Below are 12,383 nucleotides of genomic sequence, written 5' to 3' on the forward strand. Positions count from 1 at the left end.
CTGCCATGAACTCTCCACACATGGACTATGCGCTGGCGCCCCGCGCCAGCGGTCCGGCGTCCTGGCTGGAAACCTTTCTGGTGACCGCCCTGGTCATCGGCGTCGGCCTGTGGCTGGCCCCCGAGGACCCCTTGCAGGTGCAGGGCGAGTTTCCCTGGTCGGTGCTGGCGCCGCTGCTGCTGGGGGTGCGCTACGGGTTTGTCCGCGGCCTGATCAGTGCCAGCCTGCTGGTAGCGGCGTTCTTTGCCCTGCGTCATTCGGGGCTGGCGAGCTACGCCCAGGTCGCGCCGTCCTACATTGTCGGCGTACTGGTCTGCGGCATGCTGGTGGGCGAGGTGCGCGACCTCTGGGAGCGGCGTTTGCTGCGCTTGCAGATGGCCAACGAGTACCGCCAGTACCGGCTCGATGATTTCACCCGGGCGCACCAGATTCTGCGGGTCTCCCATGACCGCCTGGAGCAGCGCCTGGCGGGTAGCGACCAGAGCTTGCGCAGTTCCCTGCTGGGCCTGCGTGATCGGCTGCGCGCGGCGCCCAATGGCGGCGACCCGCTGAGCCTGCTGGCCGAGCCGGTGCTGACCTTGCTCGGCCAGTACGGCTCGCTGCGGGTGGCCGGGCTGTACCGGGTGGAGCAGGGCGCCAGTGCGGCGCCACAGCTGAGCCTCTTGGCCTCGATCGGCACCATGGGGCCCCTGGACAGCCAGGACCTGCTGGTGCGTATGTGCCTGGAGCGCGAGGAGCTGGTGAGTGTGCGTGAGGAGCTGCTGGATAGCGGCGCCCAGGCCTCGGTGTCGTCCTTGCAGGCCTGTGTTCCGCTGGTGGACACCCAGGGCCAGGTGCTGGCGATTCTGGCGGTGCGGCAGATGCCGTTCTTTGCCTTCCAGGAACGCACCCTCAGCCTGCTGGCCCTGCTGGCCGGACATATCGCCGACTTGCTGCACCCGGACCCGCAGGTTTTGCAACTGCAGAGCGCCGATGCCCAGCACTTCACCCGCCAACTCAAGCGTTCACTGGTGGATGTCGAGCGCCACGGCCTGTCCGGTTGCCTCTATGCCTTCGAGCTGACCCAGCCCAATGATGAACTGGCGCGGCTGTTCGAGCGTAGCCAGCGTGGCCTGGACCTGCACCTGAGCCTGGCCAATGCACGCGGGCACGAACTGTTGCTGGTGTTGTTGCCGCTGACCAGCGCCGAGGGCGCCCAGGGCTACCTGGCACGCCTGGGCAAGCTGGTCCACGAACACTTCGGCATGAGCGTGGAGCTGGCCGGCCTGGGGGTCAAGGTACTGCCCTACGACCTGGAGTCGGCCCGGCAACGCGATGGGCTGCGTAACTTCCTGTACAACGAGTGTGGCCTGAATGATCAGCAAGTGGCTGTTTAGCGGAGCGCTGTTTTTCGAGATCGGCAGCTGGGCCAGCCTGACGGCGCAGTTGCCCGACCTGCAGACCGCGCTGCTGTATGCAATGACCCATGGCATCGCCTGTGGCCTGCTGACCGCGGCGGTCTGGCTGCTGCTGCCGGCGCGTTATCGCCGGCCGTTGCCATGGAGCCCGCTGTTCATCTTCAGCCTGGCGTTCTTTGTGCCGCTGATCGGGGCCGTCGGGGTGATTGCCGCGATCTTTCCGGCGCTGTACCTGCCGCGCAAGCGCGAGGCGCAGACGTGGCAGGCGGTGGGCATTCCCGACCTGCCGTTTCGCGCTCAGACTCAACTGCATTCGCCCACCTTCGGTGACAGCGGGCTGCAGGATGTCTTGCGTCATGCGCCGGACCCCGACCAGCGCCTGGCGGCCTTGCTCGCCACCCGGCGGATGCCGGGCAAGGAAGCGGTGCCGATCCTCAAGCTGGCCCTGGGCGACCCGAGCGACGATGTGCGGCTGTTGGCGTATTCGATGCTCGACAAGCAGGAAACCGACATCAACCAGCGGATCCAGTCCTCCCTGGAACAACTGCCCGGCGCGGCGCCGCAGAAGGCCGGAGCCTTGCACGCGACGCTGGCCCGCTGGTACTGGGAACTGGCCTACCTGGGCCTGGCCCAGGGCAGTGTGCAGCAGCACGTGCTGGGCCAGGCCGGCGAACATGCCGAACAGGCGCTGAAGCTGGGGGAGGGCGGCGAGCTGCTGTTGCTGGCCGGGCGCATCGCCCTTGAACGCGGTGACGTCGGCAAGGCGCGCCTGCACATGCACCAGGCCGAGGAGGCGGGCATGGACTCGGCCAAGGTCCTGCCGTTCCGCGCCGAAATCGCCTTTGAAACCGGCCGCTATGCCGAGATTCCCGGGCTGCTGCGAAGCCTGCCGGCGCAAATGCAGCAACGTCCGCCCTTTGCCGGGCTGGTAAGGACCTGGACATGAAGAAAACCCCCGACTCAACCCCCATCGCCGATGTCTGCCTGCTGCTCGAGGGCACCTGGCCCTATGTGCGTGGTGGCGTGTCCAGCTGGATCCACCAGATGATCCTCGGCCTGCCGCAGCTGCAGTTTTCGGTGCTGTTCATTGGTGGCCAGCGCGAGGCCTATGGTCAGCGCCGCTATGAGATTCCGGCCAACGTCGTGCATATCGAAGAGGTGTACCTGGAAGAGGCCTGGCGCAACCCCAGGCACAAGCGCGAGGCCCACAGCGCGTCCCTGGAGGAACTGAGCAACCTGTACCGCTACCTGCACAACCCGCAGAAGCCCGCCGCCGAGCTGGGCATCGAAGTGCTGGCATCCCTGGCCCAGGGGCGCATCACCCTGGACGACGTGCTCTACAGCCGGCCCAGCTGGGAAGCGCTGACCGAAGGCTACGAGCAGCACTGCGCCGATCCGTCCTTCGTCAACTACTTCTGGACCCTGCGCACCATGCAGTCGCCCTTGCTGATGCTGGCCAATGCTGCCCGGCACATGCCGCGGGCCCGGGTGCTGCACTCGATTTCCACCGGCTACGCCGGGCTGGTGGGCTGCATTCTCAAGCAGTTGTGGGGCTGCCAGTTCCTGCTCAGCGAGCACGGGATCTACACCAAGGAGCGCAAGATCGACCTGGCCCAGGCCAGCTGGATCGCCGAAAGCAGCAACCAGGCGCTGAACGACAGCATGGATTCCGGCTCCGGCTATATCCGCATGCTCTGGGTGCGTTTCTTCGAACGCATCGGGCATCTGGTCTATGAAAGCGCCGACCAGATCATTGCCCTGTACGACGGCAACCGCCAACGCCAGATCAAGGACGGCGCGCCCCCCGAGCGCACCCAGGTGATCCCCAACGGCATCGACCTGCAGCTCTGGACCCAGGCCCTGGAGGCCCGGGCCGAAGGCATTGCGCCGGTGGTCGGGCTGATCGGCCGGGTGGTGCCGATCAAGGACGTCAAGACCTTCCTGCGGGCCATGCGCGGGGTGGTCAGCGTGATGCCCGAGGTCGAAGGCTGGATCGTCGGGCCGGAAGAGGAAGACCCGGAGTACGTCGCCGAGTGCCGCAGCCTGGTGGCGAGCCTGGGGCTGGAGCAGAAGGTACTGTTCCTGGGCTTCCAGAAAATCCAGGACATCCTGCCGCAACTGGGCCTGATGGTGCTGACCTCCATCAGCGAGGCCCAGCCCCTGGTGATTCTCGAAGCCTGGGCCGCCGGCACGCCGGTGGTCAGCAGTGACGTGGGCTCCTGCCGCGAGCTGATCGAGGGCGGCGAGGCGGCCGACCGGGACCTGGGGCGGGCCGGGGAAGTGGTGGCGATCGCCGATCCGCAGGCCACCTCCCAGGCGATCATCGACCTGCTGCGCAGCCCCGCACGCTGGCAATCGGCCCAGGCGGCGGGCCTGTTGCGGGTACATCGCTACTACAGCGAGCGCTTGATGCTCGACCGCTATCGCACGCTCTATCACACGGCCATCGGCACCCCACACAAGGAGGCTGTGTAAATGGCCGGCATCGGTTTCGAACTGCGCAAGATTCTCTCCCGCGACTCCTACACGGCGACCCTGCACGCCTATGTCTATGCCGGCCTGATCAGTTCCGGGCCCTGGGTGCTGTCGATCCTCAGCGTGATGCTGGTGGGGGTGATCAGCCTCGGGCTGGTGGTGCCGGAGGTCCTGATCCGCCAGTTCCTGATCACCGTCACCTACCTGATGGCCACGTCGCTGATCCTGACCGGCGGCCTGCAGCTGTTTTTCACCCGTTTCGTGTCCGACCGCCTGTTCGAGCGCAAGTACGAGCAGATCCTGCCGAACCTGGTGGGCGTACTCTTGCTGGTGACCCTGGGCTCCGGGGCGCTGGGCATCCTGCTGCTGGTGACCCTGTTCGACCAGGCGCTGATCTACCGCCTGCTGACCCTGGCCAACTTCGTGGTGCTGTGCAACCTGTGGCTGGTGATCATCTTCCTCTCGGGGATGAAGGCCTATAACCGCATCCTTCTGGTGATGCTGGTGGGGTATGGCTTGATGGTCGGCAGCGCCTTCTACCTGCGCTACATGGGCATGGAAGGGCTGTTGCTGGCGCTGCTGCTGGGGCACAGCACGCTGCTGTTCCTGTTTCTCTACGACATCCTGCGCGAGTACCGGGCCGAAAAGCTGGTGGCCTTCGACTTTCTCGACCGCCGCCAGGTGTTTGTCAGCCTGCTGCTGACCGGGCTTTGCTACAACCTGGGGATCTGGATCGACAAGTTCATCTTCTGGTTCAACCCGGAAACTTCGAGCCAGGTGATCGGGCCGATGCGCGCGTCAATTCTCTACGACCTGCCGATCTTCCTCGCTTACCTGGCGATCATTCCCGGGATGGCGGTGTTCCTGGTGCGCATCGAAACCGATTTCGCCGAATGGTACGACCGCCTGTTCCGTGCCGTGCGCGATGGCGAGACCTTGCAGCACATCGGTTCGCTGAAGGCCGAGATGACCTTCTCGATCCGCCAGGGCCTGCTGGAAATCTGCAAGGTCCAGGGGCTGACGGTGGTCCTGCTGTTCCTCTTCGGCCCGCGCCTGCTGGAGTGGCTGGGGATGTCCAGCTACTACCTGCCGCTGTTCTACATCGACCTGATCGGGGTGAGCATCCAGGTGGTGTTCATGGCGATTCTCAACGTGTTCTTCTACCTCGACAAACGCGCCATCGTGCTGGAGCTGTGCCTGCTGTTCGTGGCCCTCAATGCCGCCCTGACCCTGCTCAGCCTGCACCTGGGGCCGAGCTTCTTCGGCTATGGCTTTACCCTGTCGCTGCTGATCTGCGTGCTGCTGGGGCTGACGCGGCTGTCGACGGCGCTGGATGACCTGGAGTACGAGACGTTCATGCTCTCGCGTTGAGGAGCATCGGCAAGCGCGTGCTGCGGACCCGCGGCGGTGCTTTGCAGAGGCTTGCAGGATCGGGACGCCGGCTATGCCAACGCGGCCCGGGTTCTGCGCAGCACAGGGGCCGGTCAGGGAGCGTCGAGGTAGGATTTTCGCATTCTCTCCAGCGTGCCGTCCTTGCGCAGCCCCTCGACCGCCGCGCGCAGCTTGTGCACCAGTGTCGCATTGCAGTTTCTGGAGCAGGCCAGGTACAGATCGGTGCTCATAAAGACCGGACTGACCTGCAACGGCTGAGTCGACACCTTGCGCCAGATGCTCTGGGTTTCGGGAATGCCGTTGAACCAGGCGTCGACCCGTCCCATCAGCAGCAGTTGAGCCGGGTTCTCGCCAATTTCAAACGGATAGATCTGGTTGTCGCCAAAGCCTTCAGCCCGAAGCTTCTGCTCTTGGGCACTGCCTCGGCCAACGGCGATCCGAGCGAAGGTTTCCCGTGCCTGCTGCAGGGTTTCGACGCGCGTGTGCAGGCTGAAGAAGGCTCTGTCCATGGTCATGATGGGCGCGATCCAGGTGTAATCGGCTTCTCTTTCCGGCGTGCGCGACAGGGGAATGATCAGCTTGTCGACGCCTTTGCGTACGCTTTGCTGGGCTCGTGCCCAGGGCACTTCTATAAAGTGCAGCGTATATCCGGCCCGGGTCGCCGCTTCCGACGTCGCATCACCGACGATGCCATGCAGGCCGGTCTGCTCCAGCATCGATAAAGGCGGCGCTTCGGCGATGTACAGGTCGAAGCTACGGGACTCGGCGCCAGACACTGAGGGCACCCAGGCCGTCAGAACGAGCAGCGTCGTCAGGATCAGCGCCCCCCGCTGGCGCAACGTTTGACTCACATGAGTCATGGCAGTAACTCAACAAACAGTGGCATTTCATGCTCTCGGATTAACGCTGCGTATTCGACACGTACAGAGACCAACCCGCAACGACCTGCAAAACGTGCCGCCAAGATTAGAGGGTTATGCGCAGAGATGGATGGGGTCGACGGATTTTTTGACCTCTGATAGCCATCACGGTTCAGGGCGCGCACAACCGGTGAGGGCATTGACTGGTGCGCTGATACTCACGTTGAACAGCCGTGGGCAGCGCCGTATCAGTAACCTCGCCACCTCTCCAGCCAGGGGGCCAGGCTCTGCGCATGCGCCTGATGCGCATGCAGGGGTTTTACGGGACAGCCTTAAGTTTTAGTTAAAACGCTTCAATCAAACTGCTGATTATCATTCGTAATTGGCTGACTCAGACTGCGTTCGTGCCTCCATGCTCCCTGGAGCAAGAAACGAGCGGTCTATGCCAGTCAATACTGCAACAACCCGCAGCCTGTCCTCAGCGGATGTTCCGCTATGACGGTGCTGTCTGCCCCATCATCCGCGGCCGATACGGTCGTTCACTCAGCCTTGGCCTGCTGCCATCTGCTGCTGCAACTTACCCAGGAACGCGTACCGCAAGCCGCGGCCCCGCAATCCCTGGACCCTGACCCTTCGCGGGACCTGCGCCAGGCGGTCAGGGACTACGCACGCAACGCCGGTGTCGATCTGCGCCTTGAACGCCTGGCACTGACCCGGCTGACCCCGAAGATGCTGCCCCTTGTCTGGCGCAACCAGAGCGGCGAATTCATGTTGCTGGCGCGGCTCTCGGACACCCAGGCGCTGGTGCAGCGACCTTCAATGCCGACCCCGGACATGCTCGATCGCCTGCAGTTGGCCGAGCAGTGGAGCGGGGAGGTGATTCGCCTGCGCCAGAGCGGTTTGCGCTTCGATCTGTCCTGGTTCGTACCGGAGCTGCTGCGCCATCGGCGGATACTCGGCGAAGTGCTGCTGTGCTCGCTGTTGCTGCAGGTGCTGGCCCTGGCGACGCCGTTGTTCTTCCAGGCGGTGATGGACAAGGTCATGGTGCACCGGGCGCTGTCGACCCTCGACGTGCTGGTGATGACCCTGGTGGTGGTGGGCCTGTTCGAGGTGCTGCTCAAGGGCTTGCGCGAATACCTGGCGGCGCACACCGCCAATCGCATCGACATCGGCCTTGGGGTCAAGCTCTTGCGCCATCTGCTGGGCCTGCCGCTGCTGTACTTCAAGCAACGCCAGGTGGGGGCGATCATCACCCGGGTCCAGGAGCTGGACAGCATCCGCGAGTTCCTCACCGGCTCGCTGCTGACCCTGTGTGTCGACGTGGCCTTCACCCTGGTGTTTTTTGCGGTCATGGCCTGGATTTCCTGGCCGTTGACCCTGCTGGTGCTGCTGACCTTGCCCCTGTATGCGCTGCTGGCCTGGTTCAGCACCGGCCCGCTGGAGAAGCGCATCGAGCGCCAGTTCTACAGCGCGGCGCGCAACACCGCCTTTCTCAACGAAAGCGTCAGCAGCAGCGAAACCATCAAGAGCCTGGCGGTGGAGCCGCGCATGCAGCGTCGCTGGGAGTCGCAGACGGCGCAGATGGTCGCGGCCGGGTTTGCCAGCCAGACCCTGGGCAGTGCCATCAGCCAGACCGTGATGCTGTTGCAGAAAGTCACGGCGGTGGCGGTGATCTGCTGGGGCGCTAGCCGGGTCATCGACCTGCAAATGAGCATCGGCCAGTTGATTGCCTTCAACATGATGCTGTCCCACGTCAGCCAGCCCGTAGCCAAGCTGATCGAGGTCTGGCAGCAGTTCGTCCGGGTGCGGGTGTCGGTGGACAAGCTGGGCGACATGCTCAACCTGCCGGTGGAGCAGGCCGAGGGGGATCTGCGCCCGGCACAGGCGTTGCGTGGCGAAGTGCGCATCGAACAGTTGGTGTTCCGCTACCGCCCGGAACTTGAGTGGGTGCTGCGCGGCCTGGACTTGCAGATCGTCGCGGGGCAGACCCTGGGCATCGTCGGGCCGTCCGGGTCCGGCAAGAGCACGCTGACCCGCTTGCTGCAGAAACTCTACACCCCCGATGGCGGGCGCATCCTGATCGACGGCTTGCCCCTGGAGCAGTTGCAGCCGGCCTGGTTGCGCAGCCAGATTGGCGTGGTGCTCCAGGAAAACTACCTGTTCAACCGCAGCGTGCGCCACAACATCGCCCTGCGCCATCCCACCGCCTCCCTGGAAAGCGTGATCGCCGCGGCGCGCCTGGCCGGTGCCCATGATTTCATCCTGCGCCTGCCCCTGGGCTACGACACGGTGCTGGCCGAAGCCGGCAGCTCCTTGTCCGGCGGCCAGCGGCAGCGCATCGCCGTAGCCCGGGCACTGATGGGCGACCCGCGCATCCTGATTTTCGACGAAGCCACCAGCGCCCTGGATGACGAATCCCAGGCGCTGATCCAGGACAACATGGCGAGCATCGCCCAGGGACGCACGGTGATCATCATTGCCCATCGCCTGTCTGCGGTACGGCATTGCCAACGCATCATCGCTCTGGAACAGGGGCGCATCAGTGAATCGGGCAGCCACCAGCAACTCTTGGCCAACGGCGGTTGCTACTCGCGCCTGTGGGCGCTGCAACAGGCGCTGTGCAAGGAGGCGTCATGAGGTCCGGTGCACTGTTGTCTCGCTGGCGCCGCGCCTGGCAGCGCCTGGGTGACGCGCGGACGCTGCTCAAGCGCAGCCGCGACGAATACGAGTTCCAACCCGGCTACCTGGAAATTGTCGAGCGGCCACCCGCGCCCTGGGCACGTGGCACGGCACTGCTGCTGATCCTGGCGATCCTGCTGGCCCTGGGCTGGGCGATCCTCGGCTTTCTCGACATTCATGCCAGTGCCGCCGGGCGCCTCATGGTCTCCAGCTACACCAAGGTGATCCAGGCGCACGAGGCGGGTGAAGTTCGGGCCATCCATGTACGTGACGGGCAGCGGGTCAAGGCCGGCGAGGTGCTGGTGGCGCTGAACCCGATCGGCATCGACGCCGAGTTGAGCGAGTTGCGCACACAACTGGATTTCAAGCGTCTGGAATTGGCCCGGGCCCGTGCACTGCTGACCCCGGACCCCTTGCACAGCTACCAGACGCCTGCTGGCCTGGATGTACAGCAAGCCGCGGCGGCCCGGGAGCAACTGCTCAGTACCTGGAAGGAAATCAGCGCCAACCTGGACAGCCTCAACGCCGAAATCGCCATCAACCAGGCCAATCAAAGGGCTCGGGGCAGCGAGATCAGCGCCTTGGGCAAGCTGGCCAGCAATGTGCGCAAACGGCTTCATGCACGCCGGGCGATGGCCGCCGAACAACTGATGCCCCTGGTGGAATTGCTTGAGCAGGAAAAGGAGCAACTGGACGTCGAGCGTTCGCTGGCCCAGCAGCAGGCCGAACTGCAGGTGCTCAAGGCCCAGGCGCAGAACCGTCGGGAGCAGCGCGACAGCTTCCTGGCCAGGACCCAGCGCGAACAGCATGAATTGCTCAACCGCAGCCAACAGGAGATCGCCGTGCTCGAGCAGCAACTGATCCGTGGCCGCGACCGGCAGCGCCTGCAAACCCTGCTGGCGCCGGTGGACGGTGTGGTCCAGCAACTGGCGGTGCATACCCTGGGCGGCGCCGTGCAAGCGGCGCAGCAGTTGCTGGTGATCGTGCCCGAGGGGGCCGAGCTGGATGCCGAGGTCATGGTGCTGAACAAGGACGTCGGTTTCGTCAGGGCCGGCCAGCCCGTGGAGATCAAGGTGGATGCGTTTCCCTATACCCGCTACGGCACCTTGCGCGGCACCGTGGCCCATGTCTCCGGTGACGCCATCAAGGACGAACAGCTGGGGCTGGTGTTCCCCACGCGGATTCGCCTGGAGCGTGCGGCCATTGCCGCAGGGCAGGGCTGGATGCCCTTGCAGGCGGGGATGAGCGTGACCGGCGAGATTCGCACCGGCGAGCGGCGGGTGATCAATTACCTGCTGAGCCCGATTCGCGAGTATCAGTCCGAAGCGTTGCGGGAGCGTTGAGCATGACCCGCGCTTTCGATGCCGCTTCTGAACCGTCACCGACAATGCTCGACACCGGCCTGCACGCCCTGGCCTGGGCCGCCCGGCGCTTTGATCTGAGCATCAGCGTGGCGCAACTGACTCACCGCCTGGGACGGGTTGAAGGTCCGGCCGACAGCCTTGACCTGCGGCGCTGCGCCGGCTGGATCGGCCTGCGCGCACGGGCAGTGCAGAGCCGGGTGCAGCGTTTGCATCACCTGCCGCTGCCGGCGCTGCTGGACACCACTCGGGGCTGGGCGGTGCTGGACGCGGTGGAGGGCGACCGGGTCCGGGTATTCTGGCCGCTGCAGGGGCAATGCCAGACCCTGTCGCGCCAGGAGCTGGCGACGCTCTGGCAAGGCCATGATCAGGGACAGGGAGAGGTGTTGTTGCTGGCCGAGCGGCATGTGCAACTGAAGGCGGGTGGTTTCGGCGTCTCCTGGTTCCTGCCGTCGATCCTCAAGCATGGGCGCCAGTTTCGCAGCGTGCTGCTGGTGTCGCTGATGCTGCAAGGCGTAGCGCTGGTCACGCCGCTGCTGTTCGAGAACATCATCGACCGGGTCCTGGTCAGTCGCGGCCTGTCGAGCCTGCAAGTGCTGGGGATCGCCATGCTGGCCCTGGCGCTGTTCGAGCCCTTGTTCGGCCTGTTGCGGTCCTGGCTGTTCAGCAATGTGGCGAGCAAGATCAACGCCGAGCTGTCCGCGCGCCTGTACCAGCATCTGATCCAGTTGCCGCTGGGTTATTTCCAGCGGCGCCAGAGCGGCGAGATCATCGCCCGGGTCGGTGAGATGCAACAGATCCGCCAGTTTCTTACCGGCTCGGCCTTGACCCTGGTGCTGGACCTGGCGTTCTGCGGGTTGTTCATCGCCGTGATGTACAGCTACGCACCGCTGCTGACCTGGGTGGTGGTGGGCTCCCTGGCCCTGTATTTCCTCTTCTGGCTGTGCGTGGGCCCCTTGCTGCGCAGCCGGGCCTTGCGCGAATACGAGTTGAATGCGGCCAACACGGCGTTTCTCACCGAGACCGTGACCGGCATCGAGACTATCAAGACCGGGGCCATCGAAAGCGCCTTCCAGCAGCAGTGGCAGCGCCAGTTGGCGGCTTATGTGCGTGCGGCGTTCCACACCCGCATCGTCGGGATCTGGGCCGGGCAGGGCATCGGCCTGATCCAGAAGCTGACCGCGGCGCTGTTGCTGTGGTGGGGCGTGATGCTGGTGCTGGATGGCCAGTTGAGCCCCGGCCAACTGGTGGCCTTCAACATGCTGGCCGGGCATGTGGTGGAGCCGATCCTGCGTCTGGCCCAGGTCTGGCAGGACTTCCAGCACACGCTGATTTCCCTGCGCCGCCTGGGGGACATTCTCGACAGCGACTGTGAAAGCGGCAGCGGCGGCCTGGCCTCGGTGCCAGCGTTGCAGGGCGGGGTGAGCTTCCAGGGGGTGCGTTTTCGCTACGAGGAAGACGGCCAGGAGGTGCTGCGCCAGCTGGATCTGGAGATCCAGCCGGGCGAGTTCGTCGGCATCACCGGGCCTTCCGGTTCCGGCAAATCGACCCTGACCCGCCTGTTGCAGCGCCTCTATGTGCCCCAGCACGGCCGGGTGCTGGTGGACGGCATCGACCTGGCCATCGCCGATCCGGTGGCCCTGCGCCGCAACATGAGCGTGGTGCTCCAGGAAAGCGTGCTGTTCGCCGGCAGCGTTGCCGAGAACATCCGCCTGTGCCGGCCTCAAGCCAGCGACGCCGAGGTGCGGCACGCCGCCGGTCTGGCCGGGGCGGCGCCCTTTATCGAGGCCCTGGCCCAGGGCTACGAGACCGAGGTGGGCGAGCGGGGCGGCCAGCTCTCCGGCGGCCAGCGGCAACGCATTGCCCTGGCCCGGGCCCTGTTGACCAACCCCGGCATCCTGTTGCTGGACGAAGCCACCAGTGCCCTGGACTACGAGTCGGAAGCGGCGGTGATGGCCAACCTGCAGGGCATCGTCCGCGGCCGCACGGTGATCAGCGTCGCCCATCGCCTCAATACCCTGCGCCATGCGGACCGGATTCTGGTCATCGATCAGGGCCGGGTGCTCGAACAAGGCACACACCAACAGCTGCTAGCCCTGGACGGGTTGTATGCCCGGCAGTGGGCGCTGCAGATGAAGGACTGACCCCACCGACGGCAGGAGGACTCGCCCACCCGTCATGTCTCCCCACCCCGCATATCCATACCCATAGGCAGCCCT

8 protein-coding genes are annotated in these 12,383 nt (G+C 65.1%); 7 read left to right on the forward strand and 1 reads right to left on the reverse strand.

Features of this window, described 5'->3' with window-relative positions; genetic code table 11:
• Window positions 1–5: 5 nt before the first annotated feature.
• From PFLCHA0_RS15080 to pelG, 4 genes are read left to right on the forward strand one after another with little or no spacing between them, the layout of a single operon-like run.
• Window positions 6–1,376, forward strand: a complete 1,371-nt coding sequence (locus PFLCHA0_RS15080) for a PelD GGDEF domain-containing protein (RefSeq protein ID WP_015635591.1) — start codon at window positions 6–8, stop codon at window positions 1,374–1,376.
• Entirely contained in the window at window positions 1,354–2,343 is a 990-nt protein-coding gene (locus PFLCHA0_RS15085) for a HEAT repeat domain-containing protein (protein ID WP_041752244.1), read from the forward strand. Before PFLCHA0_RS15080 ends, PFLCHA0_RS15085 begins: the two co-directional genes overlap by 23 nt.
• Complete coding sequence (pelF, locus tag PFLCHA0_RS15090; RefSeq protein ID WP_015635593.1) at window positions 2,340–3,872, forward strand: GT4 family glycosyltransferase PelF; 1,533 nt, start codon at window positions 2,340–2,342, stop codon at window positions 3,870–3,872. Before PFLCHA0_RS15085 ends, pelF begins: the two co-directional genes overlap by 4 nt.
• Complete coding sequence (gene pelG, locus PFLCHA0_RS15095) at window positions 3,873–5,243, forward strand: exopolysaccharide Pel transporter PelG (protein WP_011061266.1); 1,371 nt, start codon at window positions 3,873–3,875, stop codon at window positions 5,241–5,243.
• Between the two features lie 113 nt (window positions 5,244–5,356).
• Here the strand turns inward: pelG and PFLCHA0_RS15100 are convergent, their stop codons facing one another.
• Window positions 5,357–6,124: a substrate-binding periplasmic protein gene (locus tag PFLCHA0_RS15100; protein WP_015635594.1), complete on the reverse strand. Its 768-nt coding sequence runs from the start codon at window positions 6,122–6,124 to the stop codon at window positions 5,357–5,359.
• A gap of 495 nt (window positions 6,125–6,619) precedes the next feature.
• Here PFLCHA0_RS15100 and PFLCHA0_RS15105 point away from each other — a divergent pair, with 495 nt between their 5' ends.
• The 3 genes from PFLCHA0_RS15105 to PFLCHA0_RS15115 are packed head-to-tail and all read left to right on the forward strand — an operon-like array spanning window position 6,620 to window position 12,308.
• Window positions 6,620–8,761 (forward strand): type I secretion system permease/ATPase, encoded by a 2,142-nt coding sequence (locus tag PFLCHA0_RS15105; protein WP_015635595.1) that lies wholly within the window; start codon window positions 6,620–6,622, stop codon window positions 8,759–8,761.
• Complete coding sequence (locus tag PFLCHA0_RS15110) at window positions 8,758–10,146, forward strand: HlyD family type I secretion periplasmic adaptor subunit (RefSeq protein WP_015635596.1); 1,389 nt, start codon at window positions 8,758–8,760, stop codon at window positions 10,144–10,146. Before PFLCHA0_RS15105 ends, PFLCHA0_RS15110 begins: the two co-directional genes overlap by 4 nt.
• Window positions 10,147–10,148: 2 nt before the next feature.
• Window positions 10,149–12,308, forward strand: a complete 2,160-nt coding sequence (locus PFLCHA0_RS15115) for a type I secretion system permease/ATPase (RefSeq protein ID WP_015635597.1) — start codon at window positions 10,149–10,151, stop codon at window positions 12,306–12,308.
• The last annotated feature ends 75 nt before the right edge of the window (window positions 12,309–12,383 follow it).

Source organism: Pseudomonas protegens CHA0, from assembly GCF_000397205.1.
In the GTDB taxonomy this organism is placed as follows: domain Bacteria; phylum Pseudomonadota; class Gammaproteobacteria; order Pseudomonadales; family Pseudomonadaceae; genus Aquipseudomonas; species Aquipseudomonas protegens.

Bases quoted from the DNA above. Each gene is read 5' to 3' on its own strand.
- PFLCHA0_RS15080 (WP_015635591.1), top strand. From the start codon at position 6: ATGAACTCTCCACACATGGACTATGCGCTGGCGCCCCGCGCCAGCGGT.
- PFLCHA0_RS15085 (WP_041752244.1), top strand. From the start codon at position 1,354: ATGATCAGCAAGTGGCTGTTTAGCGGAGCGCTGTTTTTCGAGATCGGC.
- pelF (WP_015635593.1), top strand. From the start codon at position 2,340: ATGAAGAAAACCCCCGACTCAACCCCCATCGCCGATGTCTGCCTGCTG.
- pelG (WP_011061266.1), top strand. From the start codon at position 3,873: ATGGCCGGCATCGGTTTCGAACTGCGCAAGATTCTCTCCCGCGACTCC.
- PFLCHA0_RS15100 (WP_015635594.1), bottom strand. From the start codon at position 6,124: ATGACTCATGTGAGTCAAACGTTGCGCCAGCGGGGGGCGCTGATCCTG.
- PFLCHA0_RS15105 (WP_015635595.1), top strand. From the start codon at position 6,620: ATGACGGTGCTGTCTGCCCCATCATCCGCGGCCGATACGGTCGTTCAC.
- PFLCHA0_RS15110 (WP_015635596.1), top strand. From the start codon at position 8,758: ATGAGGTCCGGTGCACTGTTGTCTCGCTGGCGCCGCGCCTGGCAGCGC.
- PFLCHA0_RS15115 (WP_015635597.1), top strand. From the start codon at position 10,149: ATGACCCGCGCTTTCGATGCCGCTTCTGAACCGTCACCGACAATGCTC.